This window comes from Cyanobacteria bacterium FACHB-DQ100 (assembly GCA_014695195.1).
Taxonomy (GTDB): Bacteria; Cyanobacteriota; Cyanobacteriia; order Leptolyngbyales; family Leptolyngbyaceae; genus Leptolyngbya.
This window is the reverse complement of sequence record JACJNW010000022.1, coordinates 105848-125571: the sequence shown is the minus strand read 5'-3', so window position 1 is coordinate 125571 and position 19724 is coordinate 105848. Positions and strand designations below refer to the sequence as shown.

18 protein-coding genes are annotated in these 19724 nt (G+C 50.5%); 8 read left to right on the top strand and 10 right to left on the bottom strand.

Annotation, left to right across the window (positions count from 1 at the left end; translation table 11 throughout):
- Positions 1-80: 80 nt before the first annotated feature.
- A complete protein-coding gene (gene dacB, locus H6F51_07420) occupies positions 81-1430 on the top strand; it encodes a D-alanyl-D-alanine carboxypeptidase/D-alanyl-D-alanine-endopeptidase (GenBank protein ID MBD1822325.1) in 1350 nt (449 codons plus the stop codon).
- 88 nt (positions 1431-1518) lie between these two features.
- Here the strand turns inward: dacB and H6F51_07415 are convergent, their stop codons facing one another.
- The 5 genes from H6F51_07415 to H6F51_07395 form a co-directional block, all read right to left on the bottom strand.
- On the bottom strand, positions 1519-2553 hold the full coding sequence (locus H6F51_07415; protein ID MBD1822324.1) for an ABC transporter permease: 1035 nt from the start codon (positions 2551-2553) through the stop codon (positions 1519-1521).
- 5 nt (positions 2554-2558) lie between these two features.
- Positions 2559-4070 (bottom strand): ATP-binding cassette domain-containing protein, encoded by a 1512-nt coding sequence (locus H6F51_07410; protein MBD1822323.1) that lies wholly within the window; start codon positions 4068-4070, stop codon positions 2559-2561.
- Positions 4071-4194: 124 nt separating this feature from the next.
- The gene (locus H6F51_07405; protein MBD1822322.1) at positions 4195-5439 is read right to left on the bottom strand and encodes a BMP family ABC transporter substrate-binding protein; all 1245 of its coding nucleotides are present in this window, start codon (positions 5437-5439) and stop codon (positions 4195-4197) included.
- Between the two features lie 163 nt (positions 5440-5602).
- On the bottom strand, positions 5603-8215 hold the full coding sequence (locus H6F51_07400; GenBank protein MBD1822321.1) for a chloride channel protein: 2613 nt from the start codon (positions 8213-8215) through the stop codon (positions 5603-5605).
- A gap of 62 nt (positions 8216-8277) precedes the next feature.
- The gene (locus H6F51_07395; protein MBD1822320.1) at positions 8278-8964 is read right to left on the bottom strand and encodes a cytochrome bc complex cytochrome b subunit; all 687 of its coding nucleotides are present in this window, start codon (positions 8962-8964) and stop codon (positions 8278-8280) included.
- A 209-nt stretch (positions 8965-9173) separates the two neighbouring features.
- On the opposite strand from H6F51_07395, the gene H6F51_07390 reads away from it, so the two are divergent.
- The 4 genes from H6F51_07390 to H6F51_07375 are packed head-to-tail and all read left to right on the top strand — an operon-like array spanning position 9174 to position 11488.
- A complete protein-coding gene (locus H6F51_07390) occupies positions 9174-9896 on the top strand; it encodes a pyridoxine 5'-phosphate synthase (protein ID MBD1822319.1) in 723 nt (240 codons plus the stop codon).
- A gap of 45 nt (positions 9897-9941) precedes the next feature.
- On the top strand, positions 9942-10268 hold the full coding sequence (locus H6F51_07385) for a DUF2488 family protein (GenBank protein ID MBD1822318.1): 327 nt from the start codon (positions 9942-9944) through the stop codon (positions 10266-10268).
- Positions 10269-10281: 13 nt separating this feature from the next.
- Positions 10282-10971 (top strand): hypothetical protein, encoded by a 690-nt coding sequence (locus H6F51_07380; GenBank protein ID MBD1822317.1) that lies wholly within the window; start codon positions 10282-10284, stop codon positions 10969-10971.
- Between the two features lie 22 nt (positions 10972-10993).
- Complete coding sequence (locus H6F51_07375) at positions 10994-11488, top strand: ATP-binding protein (protein ID MBD1822316.1); 495 nt, start codon at positions 10994-10996, stop codon at positions 11486-11488.
- A 57-nt stretch (positions 11489-11545) separates the two neighbouring features.
- Here H6F51_07375 and H6F51_07370 read toward each other — a convergent pair whose 3' ends face one another.
- From H6F51_07370 to folD, 4 genes are all read right to left on the bottom strand, one after another.
- Positions 11546-11962, bottom strand: coding sequence for an acyl-CoA thioesterase (locus H6F51_07370; protein MBD1822315.1), 417 nt, complete (start codon positions 11960-11962; stop codon positions 11546-11548).
- A gap of 63 nt (positions 11963-12025) precedes the next feature.
- Entirely contained in the window at positions 12026-12526 is a 501-nt protein-coding gene (locus H6F51_07365; GenBank protein ID MBD1822314.1) for a divergent PAP2 family protein, read from the bottom strand.
- An 81-nt stretch (positions 12527-12607) separates the two neighbouring features.
- Positions 12608-13531, bottom strand: coding sequence for a polyprenyl synthetase family protein (locus H6F51_07360; GenBank protein ID MBD1822313.1), 924 nt, complete (start codon positions 13529-13531; stop codon positions 12608-12610).
- Between the two features lie 47 nt (positions 13532-13578).
- Positions 13579-14454 carry a bifunctional methylenetetrahydrofolate dehydrogenase/methenyltetrahydrofolate cyclohydrolase FolD gene (gene folD, locus H6F51_07355; GenBank protein MBD1822312.1) on the bottom strand — a complete coding sequence of 292 codons (876 nt, stop codon included), beginning with the start codon at positions 14452-14454 and terminating at the stop codon, positions 13579-13581.
- A gap of 195 nt (positions 14455-14649) precedes the next feature.
- On the opposite strand from folD, the gene H6F51_07350 reads away from it, so the two are divergent.
- Genes H6F51_07350 through recG form a run of 3 tightly spaced genes read left to right on the top strand, consistent with a single transcriptional unit; the run spans position 14650 to position 17945 of the window.
- The gene (locus H6F51_07350; GenBank protein MBD1822311.1) at positions 14650-15033 is read left to right on the top strand and encodes a hypothetical protein; all 384 of its coding nucleotides are present in this window, start codon (positions 14650-14652) and stop codon (positions 15031-15033) included.
- On the top strand, positions 15030-15452 hold the full coding sequence (locus H6F51_07345) for an NUDIX hydrolase (protein ID MBD1822310.1): 423 nt from the start codon (positions 15030-15032) through the stop codon (positions 15450-15452). Before H6F51_07350 ends, H6F51_07345 begins: the two co-directional genes overlap by 4 nt.
- Positions 15453-15476: 24 nt before the next feature.
- Entirely contained in the window at positions 15477-17945 is a 2469-nt protein-coding gene (gene recG / locus H6F51_07340) for an ATP-dependent DNA helicase RecG (GenBank protein MBD1822309.1), read from the top strand.
- A gap of 467 nt (positions 17946-18412) precedes the next feature.
- Here the strand turns inward: recG and H6F51_07335 are convergent, their stop codons facing one another.
- Positions 18413-19570 carry a peptidoglycan DD-metalloendopeptidase family protein gene (locus H6F51_07335; GenBank protein ID MBD1822308.1) on the bottom strand — a complete coding sequence of 386 codons (1158 nt, stop codon included), beginning with the start codon at positions 19568-19570 and terminating at the stop codon, positions 18413-18415.
- Between the last annotated feature and the right edge of the window lie 154 nt (positions 19571-19724).

Sequence of the window (19724 nt, the reverse complement as noted above, 5' to 3'; positions counted from 1 at the left end):
TAACTCGCGGATCGATCGTGCAACAAATTCCTCGGCGTTCTAGTCAATGCCGATGGAAATGTTACCCGGGACTGCCCTCTATGAAGTTCGCGCTGTTGTCTCACGGAATGTTTTGTGCAACGCTTGCTCTGTCTGTCTCACTGGAAAGTTTAACCGCACCTGTCCGCGCTCAAGCTCCCCTATTTCCGCCTTCCACACAGCCCTCGCCGCTCCCTCAACCGCCTCAAACTCCAGCACCGACGCGCCCAGTTCAGGCTCCGGTCAACGGGGGCATCTGTCCAGCGCAACTTGGTGGAACCTTAGACGGAATTATTAATCGCTTAACTGCCAACTGGGGTGTGTTGGTGCAGACCCAAGCACCACGCGGTACGCGCCAGAATCTTTATGCTCGTAATCCGTTTACGCAATTGGTTCCCGCGTCTAACAACAAGATTTTTACAACCGCAGCAGCCCTCGCAAAATTAGGCGCACAGCATCAAATTCGCACTCCGGTTTTTGGCAATACCAATAGTCCCGATCTATTAACGCTGCGGGTGATTGGTCAAGGTGATCCAAGCTTCGGAACCGCGCAACTCAATTCACTCACCCAACAATTACGTCAGCGCGGGATTCGTCAGGTGCAACAGTTGATCGGAGACGATACCATTTTTCGGGGAGCCGACTACAATCTTTTTTGGGATGCAGACGATCGCGGGGAAGCATATGCCCCTCCAGTCAATAGCCTAATGTTGAATCAAAATGTGATCGGTGAGGGTGCGGTTTCCAATCCGGGTAATTATTTTGTGGGTGAGTTTCGCCAACGATTAGCGGGTGCAGGCGTTCAAGTTAAAAGTTCAACGCTGGTAAAACGGACACCCGCACCCCCCGGAGAAGTTGAACTCGCATCGGTGATTTCTCCTCCCCTATCGCGTTTAATCTTTACAACCAATCAAGACAGCGATAATGCTTATGCAGAAGCGCTGTTGAAGACACTGGGACGGTTGCAAGACCCAAATAGTTCAGACTCCACAGCCAGCGGAGTCGCGGCAGTACGATCGATTCTGACCGAGCTAGGCGTAAATCCGAATCGGTTCAGTATGGTCGATGGTTCCGGGCTTGCCGGTCGCAATCGCGCCAGTGCTGAAGCATTGGTACAGACCTTGCAAGCAATGGCGCAACGACCCGATGTGGATGTATTTCGACGATCGCTCCCCGTTGGTGGCGTGAGTGGAACCTTAAGCAATCGATTTCGGAATACCCCAGCACAAGGAATTGTGTTTGCCAAAACTGGAACCATTTCGGGTGTGGTAGCGCTTTCGGGCTATGTGACCCCGCCGAACTATTCGCCGATCGTCTTTAGCATTATCGTCAACTCGAATCATTCTCCTTCAACGGTTCGAGCTTCAGTAGACAGTCTAGTCGTTGCTTTAACTCGATTGCGGAATTGTTAATCAGCTTAGCAAGGTAGAGTGCGATCGTTTCAATCTAGCGATCGCGCTTTTCTGTTAGTAATTTGGCAAAATGCAATATTACGGCAGATCATCGGGCTACCGTCCCGCGCTTCCACTCGCTCAAGCCCTTACCCAAAATCACAAACAGCACTAGGGTTCCTTGAATTACACCTGCCAATGAGGATTCTAAATTCAGATCCAATGGAAGCTGCAAACTTCCAATATTCAGCGCACTAAAGAAGAACGCGATCGGCAACAATAACCAAGCATTCATTCCCGTGAGCAGCGTCACCAACAGCGCCAGAAATCCCAATCCACTCGAAATGTTCGGAATCAATCGGTGAAACACTGCCACCACTTGCAGCGCCCCGGCGATCCCGGCAAAGGCTCCACAGATTGCAAATGAACTTAGAAGCTGACGCACCGAGGGAATGCCCAACACATAAGAGGCGCGAAGATTTTGTCCGACCGCTCGAAGCTTCAAACCAAAGCGTGTTCTACCAAGAACGACGATCGTCGTCGCGATCGCCAACAGTGCAATCAACAGAGCGATCGGGCTTGCATCCGTATTTCCAAAAGTTGGCAGCCATAATGATTCTGGAAATTGTTCCGTTCCACTCATTGAAGCTACCCCCGGACGCTTCCAAGGGCCAAACACCAAATACAGCGCCAAGCCATCGGCAAGAAAGTTCAACCCCAATCCTGCAAAGATTTCGTTGATCCGTCCATAGATATTTAGAACGCCTGCAAACACTCCCCAGAGCATTCCACCGACTCCACCCGCCAAAATTGCTAAAGTCAGGGCGATCGCCGGCGGAAAGCTATCTTGTGTCAGCCGCAGCATAAACGTTGTGGCAATGCCGCCAAACGCGATTTGTCCTTCAATCCCTAAGTTGTACAATCCAGCAGTAAAGGTAAACAGCAGTCCACAGGAAATAATCAATAGGGGTGCTAAGGTTGCAATCACTCGCGCAAACTGCCCGGGTGTGCCAAATGCACCCGAAACAATCTCAGTAAATACTGCGATCGGCGATGCTCCTGCAAGCAAAATGATGATCATCGTCACCACAAGCGCCATCACGATCGCGCCAATTTGATAAGTAAGCGTTCGGTTTAGTGTCATGGTTCCTAAATACTTGCAGGTTCTACTTCAACAAATCGACCCCCGATCATCTGTCCGAGCTTTTCAGCGGTTAGTTTTGAGGCTTCAATCGGTGCAGACACCTGACCTCCACTAAAAACTAAAACTCGATCGCTATACTGCATAATCTCATCCAAGTCCGAAGACATAAATAAGATGGTTGTCCCCGTCTCACATCTCGCAATCAATTGCTTCCACACCCACAGCGTCGATTCAATATCGAGTCCGCGTGTGGGATGCTCCATTAACAATAGATTCAACGGCACAGGTAACAATGCAAGCTGGGTTCTTTGTTGATTTCCACCCGAAAGCCGTTCGACATAGGAGTGCGGTTTACCCCGAATGTTGAAGGTTGCGATCGCGTCGATTGCTTGCTGATGAGTCCCTTTCCAATCGATCATCAATCGCCGCGATTGACTCCGCAAAATCACATGCTCGTGAATCGACAGACCTCGAATCAATCCATCTTTCAGTCGATCGGCGGGAGAATAACCAATTCCATGCTTAAGATACATTGCATAAGGCTTTTGGGTCATATCGACCTGATCGACAGCCACAGTTCCCGTCGCGGCTCGGATCAATCCCGCACAGAGTAGTAACAATAATTGCTGTCCACTGCCTTCGAGTCCTGCAAGTCCAATCACTTCCCCTTTATAGGCAGTGAAGTTACCCATTTTCAGCATTAGGCGATCGTCTCTGATCAAGACATTGTGCAATTCCAACATCGGTTCAGGTTGCCGGGTCACAGGTTTCATCGGCAGCGCAAGCTCTTTACCAAAGATGAGATCAATCAGCACTGAATCAGGACAAGGAACCTGAACATTGCCGACCACTTTTCCGGCTCGCATAACGGTGACACGATCGCACAGTTCCTCCACATCTTCGAGCTTGTGCGACACAAAAATGACTGATTTTCCTTCTGAAGCAAGCTGTCTTGCCGCATTGAACAAGGCTATTTTTTGATCCGCAGAGATCCCAGTGGTCGGCTCATCCAGAATCAACGTCTTCACGCCGAGCGAGAGTAGCCGAATAATTTCAAGCTGTTGCCGCTCTCCGACGGTGAGATCAGAAACACGGCTGTTGGGACTGAGCGAAAAGTTAAAGGTTTCGGTGAGACGCAGAAATTCTTGACGAGCGCGATCGGGATTCACAAACTTCAGTCCTGAAAAAATCCCCTTCGATAGCACCTCACCCCGACCGACCATAAAATTATCCAGCACCGTCAACGGCGGGAAATCTAGCGGATCTTGGTGCAGCATTCCCACGCCCGATCGAATCGCATCTGCTGGAGTTTTTACGCTTGCGGGTTTGCCGTCGAATAAAACTGTTCCGGAATCTCGACTGATAAAGCCGCTCAGAACCTTAACGATCGTGCTTTTCCCTGCTCCGTTTTCACCCAATAGACCATGAATGCTTCCAGCCTCCACAGTCATCGACACCTGATCATTTGCTAAAACTTGTCCAAACCGCTTTGTTATCTGTTGAAGTTCGATTTTCATAAGCTATTCACACAGCAGTAAAAAGGTGGGGAGTAGGGGATGGGGAGTAAAGGGTGAAGTAGTTTTGCTTCTCTTGCGAAACGCCACTCCTCACCCTCAGAAAATTCACTCTACACGAACCGCTTTATTTACTTGGGCCTTCCATTCCCGCTAACAACTGCGGCATGTACCAGATTTGCTGCTCCGTTGCTGTGGCGCCAGCTTTGACAAAATCTGAGCCATCCTGGAATTTAATCGGGCCTTTGTACAGATTGATACTGCCGTCTGCCATACCCTTAGCAAACTCATCGAGAAACTTCTTATTGTCTCCGAGGGCTTGCCCCACGTTGAAACCAATCATTCCACTTGAAGGTGCAGAGAGGTTTTGGTAGTCAGGCCCCGACCAAACAAACTCGCTCGGATAGTTGCCAGATTTTGCTTTTTTCAGCGCATCTGTGTAGGGCAGCGACCAGCGATAGAACGGCACCCCCAGACAAATATTCGGAGCCAGCGAACAGCCTGTTTCCAGGTCATAGTGAACATACTTCACTTTTTTACCTGCCTCTGCTGCCTTCTTGCCCTGTACGGCTGCTTCTGGCGTATCAATGCCGCTCATCACCACATCATAGCCACCGTTGTAGTAGTCATCTGCAACTTTGGTCGGGTCAAGCGTCTTGCCAGGAATGTTGAACCAAAATCCAATCCAGGTGACTTTGAAATCCAAATCCGCAGCGGGTTTTTTACGATAGTTCTCCCAGCAGTATTTTGCACCCAGGAACGCCCCAGAAGTGTAGCGCCGAGTTTCGTCATTGATCAATGGGCCTAAATAGCCGATCTTTCCGGTTTCTGTGCCCAACGCCGCTGCACAGCCTGCCAGCATTTTTCCGTATTCCATCCGTCCCATGATATTGGTCAGGTTCGCTTGACTTTTAAAGTTTTGCCCTTCTTTCCAAGCATAGTCACCAGAAGCGTGAATTACTTTCACGTCGGAATGCTTTTTCGCAGTTTCGAGTGCGTCGTCTTTAAAGTCATCCGAGTTAAAGATCACAAGCTTTGCGCCTTTTGCAATTAGGTCATCCGCAACCTGAGAACCTTTGACGTTGGGACGGTCGGCAGGATTCACCTTATCGACGAATTCCAACTTCGTTCCAGGCACGTTTTTGATCGCGCCTTCAATCCCTTCAAAATGTGCTTGATTCCATCCAGCGTCGTTCTTTGGTCCGACTAACACCATCCCGATCACATAATCGCCACCACCCGCTGCATTGGGAGAAGCTGCCGTTTGATTTTGATTGGAGGTGCCGCCTGTACCACAGGCTCCCACGATCGAGCCTAATGCGATTGCGAATCCAGCTTGTTGGAGAAATCTAGAAAGCCAATACTGTGTCATATTTTGTACAAACCAAAACAGAAAGGTGAGGTGTGGGAGCGAAGCCGAATCGGGTTCTGACGATCGCATTATTGCGAATTCGGGCGATTGTAAAATGTATTCCAAACCACATCAAATTATCAAGAATTGCTAAATCCCGTAGGAATTGCAGGAATTTTTAACGTCACCCGATCGCGCCCCGCATCAGAACTACGGTACAGTTACAGCCCCGCGCAATTGCTTCTGGAATATTGCCCTGAATCACCTGTTGTAGAAACCCTTCACGGGTCGCCCCTAACACAATCACATCACACTGACCCTGCTGCGCCAAATCAATCACCGCATCGGACACTGAATCGGCGCAAACAGGCTTGAGAGCAACCGGACAGGCGAGACGTGCGTTTAAAAATCGCATCGCTTCATTCAGTGGAGTTGGATCAGGAAGATCACGCTGCGGCTGATGTATCTGACACAGACAAACTTCTGGAGCCTTAGAGAGTTGCGCCAAGGCGGGCATCAGCCGAATTGCTTGCCGGGAATTAGGACCGCCTGCTGTGGGAACTAGCCAGCGATCGAGCGCCATCCCTTTATCAGTCCCAAGTTTCACGAGTACAACATCACAGCTTGCTTGCCGAATCATCGTATCGACAATGCTGCCAAAAATTCGACCGGATGTAGAAGTTTCGCCGTTCCAGCCCATAATCATCAGATCAATGTGCCGTTCCTTAATCGTCTCTAGGATGGCTTGAGCAATGTCATGCGTCACCCGCACTTGAGTATGCACTGAAATATTCCATTGCTTGCCTAAGTAGACGGCTTGCTTTAAAAGTTTACGGCTGATTGTGGTTGAAACCCCAGTTTCAGCAGGAGTGCGATGGCGGGCGATCGGAATCACCTGTAAACATTCCAGTTCATAGTCGCGCTCGTGCGCGATCGCTGCTGCCATCTGGAGGAGTCGTCCGGCAGTTCGAGGATTGGCAATTGGTACTAGCACCCGACCTTTCCCGGTTTCGGGGGCACGAGTTTGATACACCACAAACGACGGCTCCGATCGCGGCCCGACTTTTGCGGTGTCGCTGAGTTTGTCGGATTCCGCTCGAATAATGTCTGCTCTTGTGATAATTCCGACTAACTTCCGACGATCCACCACGGGCAATCGACTAATCTTATAGCGGTTTAATAAATACAAAACCTGGCTGAGTGGATCATCTGGATGGACTGCGACCGGGCGGGGAGTCATAATTTCGCTGAGCGGCTGGCTATGTTGTAGCTGCCGTTCTGCAATGTGCCCTAAGTCTGTCTGTGTGACAATTCCCACTAACCTGCCGTTATCAATCACCGGAAAGCCGCGATGATGCGATCGTGAAAACGCTTGAATCGCTTCATCCAATCTCATCTCACTGGATAGAGTTTCGACTCGTGGCTGCATCAAATCCGCAGCAGTCAAGCCAGCCAGCCGCGTTTCCAAGTCTGGATTCGATTGCAGATGAATGCCTCTGGATGCGAGTAGATGCTTATAGATCGATCCGCTAAACAAACTCTCTGCCACTAAATAAGCCGTCACAGACCCGATCATCAGCGGCAGCACGATGTTAAAGTCTGTGGTCATCTCGAATACGATGACGATCGCGGTAATCGGGCCACGAGTCACTGCACTAAAAAATGCCCCCATTCCAGTGAGTGCTGCCGTAGTCGTGAGCGACCCACTCAGATCTAACCCCAATGGAACTCCCGCATTTTCAATACTTTGAGCCGCAAAGCTAATGAGATACCCTAACGCTGAACCCAAAATCAACGAAGGAGCGAACAATCCCCCCGGCGCACCAGACCCAAATGCCACCAGGGTTAAGACAAACTTCGTAATGAAAATAACTGCCGTAATCCGCCAGCCAAACTCACTGGTAATCCAAACTTCTTGTAAGCTCGCATTTCCCCGCAGCGCATCGGGAAGAATTGCGATCGCAGCTCCTGAAACTCCCCCGGCAAAGGCAATCCGCAGGGGCAAACTCCACTTCATCACTTTGTTATTAAATTTCAGACTGAACAAAACTCCCCGCACGAACAGAGAGCCAAGCAAGCCTGATGCAATGCCGACGATTAAAAAGACCGGAATCGCCTCCAGGTTAAAACTCGTCATAATCTCCAACGAGTTTGTTCTGCCGTTTAGTCCGTCTCCTCCCAACAGACGCGACACCACGGCACCGACAAACGATGCCAAAATTGCCGTTCCCAACGTCAAGCCAGAAACATCCTGTAACAGTTCTTCAACGACAAATAAAACGCCTGCGATCGGCGCGTTAAATCCGGCTGCTAATCCCGCCGCCGCTCCTGCTGCAATCAACTGCCGCCGATGAATCGGAGAAGTCGGAACCCAATCGCTCAACTGAGCCGCGATCGCGGCTCCGATCTGAACCGTAGGCCCTTGCCGCCCGATGCTTAATCCTGATCCCAGGGCAAGCAAGGTGGTCGCAAGTTTTGCGATCGCAACTCGCAGATTGAGCGCACTCGTCACCCCCCCCAAAGCCGCTTTCACTTGCGGAATGCCGCTGCCTGCGGCTTCCGGTGCCAGCCGCTCAATAATGCTACCTGCTAACAGTCCCGCTACAGTCCCGATCGCAGGCAGCACAATCCAAGCAGGGTGAACCGTCGCGATTTGAAGTCGCTCTTGACCCAGCCAACCGACCCCGCGCTTCAGGGCAACCGCTGCGAGTCCCGATACTAATCCAATTAAACAGGCTTCAAATACCGCAAGCTGCTTGGGTGAAACCGCACTCAGTCTAAATCTCGATAGCCACATGAGGAGGCTTCTAAGGAAAATGCAGATCGATCGTAACCGAGAGTTAAATGATTAAACGGTTTTTACGCTGGAAATTGAGCTTCTGAATCTGCCATTGCAGGCGGCTCGATTTGAGATTGCTCGATCTGAACTGGCGGAACAGGTTTTGCCACAGGTGCAGCCATGCGCTCGGCTTGCAGTTCTTTCTCCTGAAACAGCAGTCCACCTAAATGCACGATCGACAAGCCAACCGCAGCCAACGAAACGACGTAGCTGTGCAGCGTATACAAATGAGCCACCGTCAGCCCTCCCACTGCTCCACCTGTGATGATGTCGCGCAACGTTGCACCAATAAAGGGAATCGCTTCGATCGTGCCCAATTCAATCTTCAGCCGCCAGAAGCCGATTTGATTCCAGTTGAGAATCATCGCCGTCCAGCTTAAACCGATCGCGCTCAAGGTAAATAGAATGCCGCTAATCCAAGCCGTCAACCAACTGCGACGGAATCGCTCACCCAGAAACATCACCACAATCTGCACTAGACCCAACCCGATGACAAAGTTACCCGCCAAGTTGTGCAGGGTATGAACTAACCAACCGTAAGGCACGTTTTGATCAATCTGTTGCAGCGAGTCGTATGCTCCACCCGCTGTCGGGACGTAGTAGAACGCAAGCAAGATTCCAGAAGTGACACCAACTAGCGTCAGGGTAAGGATGGCAACGGCGAGAATCGTCGAGAGCCGCCGCAGAATGAAAGCAGGATTAAGCATGACAAGGTTCTGTGGTGAGTAAATTATTTGCTTTCATTAAGAGAATCTTAATGAAGCTCTTTACGTTCGGAAACGATTTTTAATCGAACGAATTAAGAATTGCAACTTGCTCTCAGATTACGCATTCTCGATCGCTTCGGTCTCTGTCTAAACGCAGAACCTCAAACGAACACGGTAAAATGATTGGCTGAAGCTTTGGGAACAAGACCTTGCCTACTCTTGGTGTCAATATTGACCACATCGCAACCATCCGCCAAGCCCGACGCACGATCGAACCTGATCCCGTCGCTGCTGCGGTTCTCGCTGAACTCGCTGGAGCCGATGGCATTACCGTTCACCTGCGCGAAGATCGCCGCCATATTCAGGATCATGATGTCCGATTGCTGCGGCAAACCGTGCGGACACATCTAAACCTGGAAATGGCAGCGACCGATGAAATGGTGTCGATCGCGCTCGATCTCAAACCCGATTACGTCACGCTCGTTCCCGAAAAGCGCGAGGAAGTTACCACTGAAGGCGGACTCGATATTGTAGGCGCGCTCGATCGCATGACCGAAGTCGTGAGTACGCTGCAATCTGCCGGAATTCCTGTAAGTTTGTTTATCGATGCTGACCCGGAACAAATCGATGCTTCTGCCGCAGCGGGTGCAAAATTCATCGAACTGCACACCGGACAGTATGCCGGATCATATTCCGAAGAAGGACAAGCCAAAGAATTAGAAATTCTGGCGCAGGGCTGTGAAATTGCGCTCGCTGCTGGACTCCGCATCAACGCTGGACACGGCTTGACCTATTGGAATGTTCATCCGATCGCACGACTCCCTGGCATGGAAGAATTGAATATTGGACATACGATCATTAGTCGCGCCGTTCTCGTTGGACTTGAACGAGCAGTGCGAGAAATGAAACAAGCCATTCGCGGCGAACTCTAACGCTCCGGATTTTTCACTCAAAGACTGATCAAATAGGAAGACCCCATGACAACTTACTACTACGTTTTGGCAAGCCAGAAATTTTTGCTGGAAGAAGAACCGATGGACGAGGTTCTTCGGGAACGCTATCGCGACTACGAAGAAAAGAAAAGGGAAATTGATTTCTGGGTAATCAAAGAACCTGCTTTCTTAGAAGCGCCAGAAATGGCAGAAATCAAAGCAAAATGTCCGCGCCCTTGCGTCGCGATCGTCTCCAGCAACAAACAATTTATTACTTGGCTGAAGCTGCGTCTAGAATATGTCATCACCGGAGAGTACCAGCAGTCGGACGCGATTCCGAACCCGCTTGGATCTCTGGAACCTGTTTCCTAGTTCCTAAACTTCTATGCCTCAGACGACGCTTCAATCGGTTCTTACAGGACTCGCTGGACTTGCTTTAACGCTGACCGGAATTTCTTCTGCTCAAGCCCAACTCCCGAATTGCCGAGCGCCACGATCGAACGAATTCCTGCTTCTGATTGTGACCCCAACTTCGGAATCCCAAGCCCGTGTTCGTAGCGTCGTCTCTCGCACTGCCGAAGTCTCCGTTTGTAGTTATCTCGGTCAGACCGTTACGCGAGTTGGCGGCTACCGAGATGCGGATACGGCACAATCTTGGGTCAATTATCTCAATGACACAGTTCGCGTTAGAGCATTCGTGGCAGTTCCCCCCGGAGCGGCGATCGCTGCTCAAGCCGAAGCGCCCCGATCGCAACAAGTCGATCAACCTGACGTAACCCCTGCTCAAGCCTTTAATCCACAACGCTTGCGCGGGGGTTTTGCTGTGATTGTCGATCACAATAATCGTCCTGAAGTTGCTGCACAAATTCAACGAGTGTTGAATCGAAATATTGGGCTGGCTTCCTTTGAGCAGCGTCCTTATCTCCTAGCGATCCATACCAACGATCGTGCGACTGCGGCTGCAATTTTGCGGCGATTAAACGATCGCGGATTTGCGGCGATGCTGGTGAGGAGTGATCGAGTGACATTGCTCACGCCGGTGGTTCAAACTAACCCTGGAATGAGTGGTCAGTAAAACGTTTTAGGAGGCAAAGGACATGGAGCAGTCAGGAAAGCTTTTCTTCTTTTGTGGAAAGATGGCGGCGGGAAAATCTACCCTTGCAAAGGAGATCGCGCGGCGAGAGAATGCCGTTCTGATGGTGCAGGATGAGTGGCTGGATCAGTTGTTTCCAGGCGAAATAACAGACATTCCTGGTTTCGTGAAATATTCATCCAGGCTACGAAGCGTGCTTACAGGGCATATTTCTGCTCTGCTCTCACAGGGTTTATCGGTTGTGCTTGACTTTCCTGGTAACACGAGAACGCAGCGGGCTTGGTTTCGAGAGTTGTTTGAAGCTGCGAATGCCAATCATGAGTTACATTACGTCGATGTGCCGGACGAGTTGTGCAAGCGACAGTTACGGGAGCGGAGCAAGGAACTTCCTGAGGGTTCAGCGTTTACGAGTGAGACTGAGTTTGATGCGATTACGAAGTATTTTCAGGAACCTTCGGACGATGAAGCCTTCAATGTTATCCATCATCACCGCACCTAACTCTTCAACAGACAGATAGCAAGTTTTGCACGATCGAGAGAAGCGGTTCGGAAGAGGTCAATATTCTGGAAGAAAAACAGCTTTGATTTCGCTTGGAATTTTCGCAGGTCGGTTGCGTTTGGCATCAAAGTAGCACCACTCGGTGAGCGATCGACACAGCGCTTTTTGATCTGAAACCCGCACAAATTCAACTCGTCGGAAAAAGGTCGATAGCGTACCACCCTCCACCCAAGTCGTTAATCGAACGACATCTCCCACAAATGCAGGCGATAAATAGTCAATTTCGTGCCGCCGAACAAACCAGATGATGTGATTGTTCTCATCGAATTCGCGGGAATAGCCCTTAGACCGATAAGCAGCGATCGCAATGTCCTGAATCCATTGTACGTAAACCACATTGTTCAAGTGATTTTGCACATCGCAATGCTGCGGTTGAACTTCACGGTCTTCGGAGTAGACGATCGACTGAGACATGGATTGATATAAACGCTTTTCTGGGGTTAACGCAGAAGATATCAGTCAGCCTGAGTCTAAAGACTAATGAACGCCTGCAATCTGCCCAAACAGAGATCGCCAATTGCCGCCCAGCCACCAATCTCCCGCCACACAAACCACAACTCCTAATAATGAGCCGACGATCACCTGAACTGGGGTATGTCCGAGCAATTCTTTTAAGCGAGCTTCGTTGAAATGATGATCGCCTGTAAAAAACTCATCGATAATTTGGTTCAAAATTTTCGCTTGCTTGCCTGCTGCTTGCCGAACGCCTTGGGAATCGTACATAACAATAAAGGCAACTACTGTGGCGATCGCAAATTGGGTGCTGTCCCAACCGTCAGTGATGCCGACTCCAGTTGCTAGTGCAGTCACCAGTGCCGAATGGGAACTGGGCATTCCGCCTGTCTCGACAAGAACGCGAAAATTGACTTTGCGATGCACAATCAATTCAACCACTAGCTTCGTGGCTTGGGCAATCAAACAGGCGATGAGGGCTAGGAGCAGCACTCTGTTATCGATAATGTGACCAAAGTCCTGCATTCGTTTATGAGGTAGAGAGGTAGGTGGGGAGTAGGGGATAGGGAGTAGGGGGTAGAACATTCTCTACTCCCTACTTTCCATTTAGTTTTTGCGGGCGGTAATGTATTCTGCGATCGCCATTAACGGGAATGCCACTTCACCAAATCCCGCGACTTCGGCTTTCGCGCTTTCGACCAGTTGTTCCGCTTGACGGCGCGATTCTTCCATTCCTAGAAGGCGCGGATAGGTAGCTTTCTCAACATTCATATCCTTGCCGATACTCTTGCCGAGTTCTTCTTGCGTGGAGGTGATATCGAGTAAGTCATCGACAATTTGGAATGCCAGTCCGATCGCCTGAGCGTAGCGCGACAATCGCTGAATATCTGAATCTGAACCACCCGCCAGAATGCCACCGCTCACGACCGAAGCTTCAAGCAGTGCCGCTGTTTTGTGGGTGTGAATGAAATTCAGCGTATCGAGACTGACATCTTTCTTGCCTTCGCAGTCAAGATCCACGACTTGACCGCCAACCAGCCCAGCGGCTCCGACTGCCCGACCCAAACGAGACACTACTTTGATCAGGCGATCGCTCGGTACATTTTTCGTTTCCTCAACAATATGTTCAAACGCATACGCTAACAAGCCATCTCCGGCAAGAATCGCTACTGCTTCCCCAAAGACCTTGTGATTGGTGAGTTTCCCGCGTCGGTAATCGTCGTTATCCATTGCGGGCAGATCATCATGGATTAGCGACATTGTGTGAATCATTTCCAGAGCGCAGGCGGTCGGCATTGCCATGTCAGTCGTACCGCCGAGCAGATCACAGGTGGCAAGACAAAGCACCGGACGCAATCTTTTCCCGCCTGCGAAGAGCGAATAGCGCATCGCTTCATAGATTTTGTCGGGATAGACCACCGGAAATGCTCGATCGAGGGCGGTTTCAACTTGCTGCTGTCTTACCGCGAGATAGCCTTTCAAATCAAATTGGGAGGCTTGATTTGAGTGCGTTTGTCCTGTCACGACCATTCCGATATCCTCCTTCGTTTCCACTACGCGATTCTTGTAAAGTTAGCTTAATGTTGGAAGCGTTGTTCATAGCTCCATACTGTATTGTGCAACAGCATGGTCACAGTCATCGCACCAACTCCACCGGGAACGGGGGTAAGGTAGCTCGCAACCGACTGGACGGCATTAAAATCTACATCTCCGACGAGGCGACTTTTTCCCGTGTCATCGGTGATTCGGTTAATTCCAACATCCACCACGATCGCGCCAGGTTTTACCATGTCTGCTGTGATTAAATTCGGACGGCCCACGGCGGCAACGAGAATATCGGCGCTGCGGGTGACTTCTGCGAGATCAGGGGTGCGAGAGTGAGCGATCGTCACCGTGGCATTGGCATCGAGCAGCATCAGCGCGATCGGCTTGCCGACAAGGATACTGCGGCCGACGACGACGGCTTTTTTTCCGCTGGGATCAAGCTTGTATTCTTCTAAAAGTCGCATCACACCGTAGGGCGTACAGCTTCTCAATCCGGGTTCTGTTCGGACTAAGCGCCCTAAATTGGTCGGGTGTAAGCCGTCTGCGTCTTTATCGGGATGAATTTGGTTTAAAAGTGCAACGCTATCTAGGTGCTCCGGTAAGGGGAGCTGCACGAGAATGCCATCGACGCGATCGTCTTCGTTTAATTGAGCGATCGTCTCAGCAAGTTCGGCTTGGGTGGTTTCGGTGGAAAAATGTTTGCCGTAAGAGGCGATGCCAACGGCGGCGCAAGCTTTCTCTTTGTTGCGGACATAAGCTGCGCTGGCTGGATTGTCCCCGACCATCAGGACAGCGAGACCGGGAGGGCGACCATTTTTAGCAGTCAGGGCTTGAACTTTTTCGGTTAGTGCGGCTTGCATTTTCTGGGCAAGCGCTTTTCCGTCGAGGAGTTGGGCGATCGAAGACATAGGAACTAATTCGATGCAAAATTTAGTCAGCCAAACCGGAAAAGATCGTTCAAAATGTGAACCAAGATTGATGAATTTTTCCGGTTGTTGGGCGCAATCTTTTGCATTCTTGAAGATTGACTTTTATAGTTTGGCAGATTCGCGCCGTGTTGCGTGAACTGCAACGGATTTTGACGATGTGCTGAGGCTAAAGGTATGCGGTTCTCAAACGTTGGGTTAGTGGCAGTTGGGTTGGGGTTGTCGTGTTTCGCGATCGGCTGTAGTGCTTCTCCGGATTTACCTGTGGCCTCAAATAACGTGCTGTCGCTGGTGCAGGCTGGGGAGCGGGTGAAGGTGCGCGATCTGGGTTCAAAGCGCGATCGTACGGTGCAGGTTGAAGGCAAGATCAAAGCGCAAGCGCCGTTAATGGGCGGGCAGCGGGCGTATGAAGTGCAAGACGATACTGGAAGCATTTGGATTGTGACCGGTCAGCTAGTTCCCGCAACAGGAAGCCAAGTGAGCGTTCAAGGCAAGGTACGCTTGCAGAAAATCGATTTAGCTGGACAGGATCAAAGCGCCCTTTACATTGAGCAGCAATGAAGCCAGAAGTCGCAATTGCAATCCTCTATCAGCAGGATCAGTTTCTCTTACAGTTGCGCGATAACGTTCCAAACATTGCGTATCCGGGGCATTGGGGCTTATTCGGTGGGCATATCGAAGCAGATGAATCTCCGGAGGTCGCATTGGTGCGTGAGCTACAAGAGGAAATTTGCTATTCACCGCCGAATGCGGTCAAATTTGGCGTTTACGAAGACGATCGCGCCCTTCGTCATGTTTTTGCGGCTCCTCTGACGGTGGGGATCAATGAACTTACTTTATTAGAAGGGTGGGATTTGGGATTATTTACGCGCTCGCAAATTGAGCAAGGGGAGCGATTTAGCGATCGAGCAAGCCAGATTCGACCGCTCGGCGCAATTCATCAGCGAATTTTGCTAGACTTCATCAAGAAAAACGGGTGAGATCGCTTCACCTGACTGAGTTTTATGGATTTGGTACGGTTACAAAAGGCGCTATCGGTGGAAGCCGATCGCGGATTTAATGATCTGGAGGGGAACCAGTACCGCTTCAGCGAATTTTTGCATCTGATTCTGAGCGAATCGACTAACGAACTGCCCAAATCGGAAAAAGAACGGTGTCGCTCGATCGCGAGTCAATACGCCAAATATCCAGAACTTGAATTCTCACAGCGTCAGCATCTCGTCGCTGAGACTCGTCGCTTTCTTTACCAAGTTAAAAAATTTGAAGAGAAGGTAGCCGAAAAGTTGGCACCTAAAACTGAGGAAAAGAAAGCTGCTCCGCGTCCTGCTGTGGTTTCTGTTGCTCCCACTCCAGAAACCCCGACTCGCGATATTCCGCTGACGCAAGCGGTGACTTATCTCGCCGGGATTGGCTCGAAAAGCGCTGAAAAACTTGCCAAACTCGGACTCTATTATGTTCGGGATGTCTTGTACTACTACCCACGCGACTACATCGACTACGCCCGCCAAGTGCATATCCGCGAACTTGAAGTCGGGGAAACGGTGACGATCGTTGCTACGGTCAAAAACTGCAACTGCTTCACCAGTCCGCGAAACAGCAAACTTACGATTTTAGAGTTGACGATTCAAGACTCAAGCGGACAGATGAAGATTAGCCGCTTTTATATGGGCAGTCGGTTCGCCAGCCGTGGATGGCAAGAACAGCAAAAACGGCTTTATCCAAAAGGAGCCTCGATCGCAGCCTCCGGATTAGTCAAGCAAACAAAATTCGGAGTCAGTCTCGAAGACCCCGATATCGAAGTGCTCGATGATTCTGGAGATTCCCTCACTTCTCCGACGGTGGGGCGGATTGTTCCGGTTTATCCCCTAACCGAAGGAGTTGGAGCCGATTTAGTGCGTCGAGCGGTGACGGCTTCTCTGCCTGCGATCGTGAATTTGCATGAACCGATCCCCAAAGGACTGTTAACTGAATATAACTTGACTGGAATTCAAGAGGCGATCGCAAATATTCACTTTCCCGCTGATTCTGATGCGCTGGAGTTGGCGCGTCGTCGGTTAGTCTTTGATGAATTCTTTTATCTCCAACTGGGTTTGCTCAAACGTCGATACGAACAACGACAAACTCAAGCCAGTGCCGTTCTTGCATCAACTGGAAAACTAATCGACGATTTTCACAAACTGCTACCGTTTGAACTGACCAATGCTCAGGAACGAGTGGTCAACGATATTCTCAACGATCTGCAAAGACCGATCCCGATGAATCGCTTAGTCCAAGGCGATGTTGGATCCGGAAAAACCGTTGTCGCTGTCATCACGATTCTGGCAGCAATTCAATCGGGCTATCAAGCTGCGTTTATGGCTCCGACCGAGGTGCTTGCAGAACAGCACTACCGCAAATTGGTCGGCTGGTTTAATCAACTGCATCTCCCGGTCGAACTGCTGACGGGATCAACCAAAGCCGCCAAACGTCGCGAAATCCACAACGGGTTACAAACCGGGGAACTGCCGCTACTGGTTGGAACCCATGCCCTAATTCAAGATACGGTCAGCTTCGATCGCTTAGGCTTGGTGGTGATCGATGAGCAGCACCGCTTTGGAGTCGAACAGCGCGCCCGACTTCAGCAAAAGGGCGAACATCCCCACGTCCTCACCATGACCGCAACGCCGATTCCGCGCACTCTGGCGCTAACGCTGCATGGAGATTTAGACGTGAGCCAGATCGATGAACTGCCACCCGGACGCAAACCGATTCAAACAACCGTACTAGCTGGGCGCGATCGTCAACAGGCGTATGACCTGATGAAGCGCGAAATTGCTCAAGGACGACAAATTTACATCGTCTTGCCTCTGGTCGAAGAGTCGGAGAAATTGGATCTCAAGTCTGCGATCGACGAACACCAACACCTCAGAGATGATATCTTCCCAGATTTCAATGTCGGGTTACTCCACGGTCGCATGACTTCTGCCGAAAAAGACGAAGCTATCACCGAGTTTCGTGACAACAAAACTCAAATTCTTGTATCCACTACGGTTGTCGAAGTTGGGGTCGATGTTCCGAATGCCACTGTGATGATGATCGAACACGCAGAGCGGTTTGGACTCTCACAACTGCATCAACTTCGGGGTCGAGTCGGACGCGGCGGCTCGCAGTCGTTCTGCTTGCTGATGAGCAGTTCCAAGAGCGAAACTGCACGACAGCGATTAAAAGTTCTCGAACAGTCGCAAGATGGCTTCTTCATCTCTGAGATGGACATGCGATTTCGAGGGCCGGGTGCGGTGCTTGGAACACGGCAATCGGGCTTACCAGATTTTGCGCTAGCAAGTTTAGTTGAAGATCAAGAAGTGCTGGAAATGGCGCGAGATGCAGCAGAAAGAACTATACAGAAAGACCCAATGATCGAGCGGTGGAACGCCATGAAAGCCGAACTTGACTATCGCTACCGGAGACTCATGGGCGGCGCGATTTTAACTTAGTGCTAGGGTTCGGAAAAGTTTTACGATCGTTGCGAATTTTTGCAGCTTCCGGTTTTGTGGCTTCGTCTGCGGTATGTCTTTAGCTAGAAGCTATCTATTCAACTTCTCAGAACTGAGTAAGAGGAATTGCTCAGTGATAATTATTAAAATGTGTTGTATCTTTATAAAACTTATAAGCTTTGATCTATTCTGTTAAGGCTTAGCCAAAAAATAACTTAGACGCATTATTCTACATCCACCTAGTTTTCTCTTCAACTGCTATGGCAACCTTCGTTTTAATTAAATTCGTCGCAGTCGCTTCGCTTAGTTATTTCCTTTTTCTCAGCCTTCTTGCTGGAACCTTGGACAGTCCCTTCACCTTCATTGATGCTGGACTTCTCTGGTTGATTGGTAAAAAAATGTGACCCCACACTGTTAGATTGTGAGGTCAACAACTTCTTCTAGCCCCTGCGTGGGGCTTTTTTCAACTAAGAACCTGGATTTTGCGGATTCTGTTGTGTCACCTGCATCGACTTAACGAGCTGCGCGACTGACTGTTCTAGCGAGGCTCCTGCATCTTGAGCTACCCAACCGCCTTCTGGAGTTTGCTGACGGAACTCAAAATGCAAGTGAGGCCCCGTCGAGTTGCCGGTGCTACCGACCCGACCAATTACGGTTCCTTGCTTCACGACATCTCCGGGCTTCACGAAGATTTCTGACAAGTGAGCATATAGCGTTTGCTGCGATCCATTTGTGTGTTCTAGCGCGATCGCTAACCCATATCCCCCAAAGAAATCCGCCATAATCACGCGACCGGTGAGTGCTGCTAATACCGGAGTTCCCATCGGTGCGCCCAAATCTGTCCCCGTGTGCAGTCGCTGATCGCCTGTGATGGGGTGAACCCGCCAACCAAAGACAGAGGTAATCGCACTGGGAATCGAGAGCGGGAAGAGTAAGCGGACATCCCCGTTACCGGGAAGACCGAGCGGACGAACCGTGCGATTGAAGTAATCTTGGACAAACGAGGGTGGTACGATCGAAGGTGGTGCCCAGCTTGAAGCAGTTTCCGTTGAAGGAGCTTCAGCTTCAGCTTCAGCTTCAGGCTGAGCCGGGTTGAATTTCGGACGAATCACTCCAGAAATTGCTTTGGAAACCGCGTTGGCAATTCCAGTCGTTTTAGGCTTCACCGTCGTTACTTTGGGGGCGGAATCACGTTTTTCAATCACGATCGAGCTAGGGGGCACGTAGTTAGGTGCCGGATTCTCCGGTGCAGCCTGCGGCTTGACTAAGGGAGATTCCGAAACAGGAGAAGACTCTGGGATTTCGATTTCAACGGGTGGTGTCGGATCAGGAGCTTCTTTTTCCGGAGCGGCGGGTGCAGGAGTGGTAGGCGATGATGCCGATGCAGTCGGCGTTAAGTCCGCAGCCGTGGGCGCAACAACGACCGGAGAAGGCGAAGCGGCCACGCTTGTCTGCAGCGAAGTTGTCGGAGCAGCTTGCGCCAGCGTTATCCCACTACTAAAAACCCCCAGACTACTCAAACATCCGAGCCGTCTTAATAATTGCTTGCGGTTGCGAAGGGGTCGAATCGGGGTGGGTCGCTGCGTCATACGGTAATGTCCTCTCTCAGGCTTGCTCGTGTTCATTCGTCGATGATGACTCTGACTAAGTTCCACTCGATCGCTGCGCTGCACGGTGGGTACGTCGGGCGATTTCTTTACACTAATTAACTATATTCCAGAGACATAGTACCGGTTTTTGGGTACAAGTCCGGAGGGGTAGGCTTAGTTTTACGGAATC

Excerpts from the sequence above, each read along its gene's own strand:
- dacB (MBD1822325.1), top strand. The coding sequence starts at position 81 with ATGAAGTTCGCGCTGTTGTCTCACGGAATGTTTTGTGCAACGCTTGCT.
- H6F51_07385 (MBD1822318.1), top strand. The coding sequence starts at position 9,942 with ATGACAACTTACTACTACGTTTTGGCAAGCCAGAAATTTTTGCTGGAA.
- folD (MBD1822312.1), bottom strand. The coding sequence starts at position 14,454 with ATGTCTTCGATCGCCCAACTCCTCGACGGAAAAGCGCTTGCCCAGAAA.
- H6F51_07400 (MBD1822321.1), bottom strand. The coding sequence starts at position 8,215 with ATGTGGCTATCGAGATTTAGACTGAGTGCGGTTTCACCCAAGCAGCTT.
- H6F51_07405 (MBD1822322.1), bottom strand. The coding sequence starts at position 5,439 with ATGACACAGTATTGGCTTTCTAGATTTCTCCAACAAGCTGGATTCGCA.
- H6F51_07415 (MBD1822324.1), bottom strand. The coding sequence starts at position 2,553 with ATGACACTAAACCGAACGCTTACTTATCAAATTGGCGCGATCGTGATG.
- H6F51_07365 (MBD1822314.1), bottom strand. The coding sequence starts at position 12,526 with ATGCAGGACTTTGGTCACATTATCGATAACAGAGTGCTGCTCCTAGCC.
- H6F51_07360 (MBD1822313.1), bottom strand. The coding sequence starts at position 13,531 with ATGGTCGTGACAGGACAAACGCACTCAAATCAAGCCTCCCAATTTGAT.
- recG (MBD1822309.1), top strand. The coding sequence starts at position 15,477 with ATGGATTTGGTACGGTTACAAAAGGCGCTATCGGTGGAAGCCGATCGC.
- H6F51_07380 (MBD1822317.1), top strand. The coding sequence starts at position 10,282 with ATGCCTCAGACGACGCTTCAATCGGTTCTTACAGGACTCGCTGGACTT.
- H6F51_07410 (MBD1822323.1), bottom strand. The coding sequence starts at position 4,070 with ATGAAAATCGAACTTCAACAGATAACAAAGCGGTTTGGACAAGTTTTA.
- H6F51_07350 (MBD1822311.1), top strand. The coding sequence starts at position 14,650 with ATGCGGTTCTCAAACGTTGGGTTAGTGGCAGTTGGGTTGGGGTTGTCG.
- H6F51_07395 (MBD1822320.1), bottom strand. The coding sequence starts at position 8,964 with ATGCTTAATCCTGCTTTCATTCTGCGGCGGCTCTCGACGATTCTCGCC.
- H6F51_07345 (MBD1822310.1), top strand. The coding sequence starts at position 15,030 with ATGAAGCCAGAAGTCGCAATTGCAATCCTCTATCAGCAGGATCAGTTT.
- H6F51_07375 (MBD1822316.1), top strand. The coding sequence starts at position 10,994 with ATGGAGCAGTCAGGAAAGCTTTTCTTCTTTTGTGGAAAGATGGCGGCG.
- H6F51_07370 (MBD1822315.1), bottom strand. The coding sequence starts at position 11,962 with ATGTCTCAGTCGATCGTCTACTCCGAAGACCGTGAAGTTCAACCGCAG.
- H6F51_07335 (MBD1822308.1), bottom strand. The coding sequence starts at position 19,570 with ATGAACACGAGCAAGCCTGAGAGAGGACATTACCGTATGACGCAGCGA.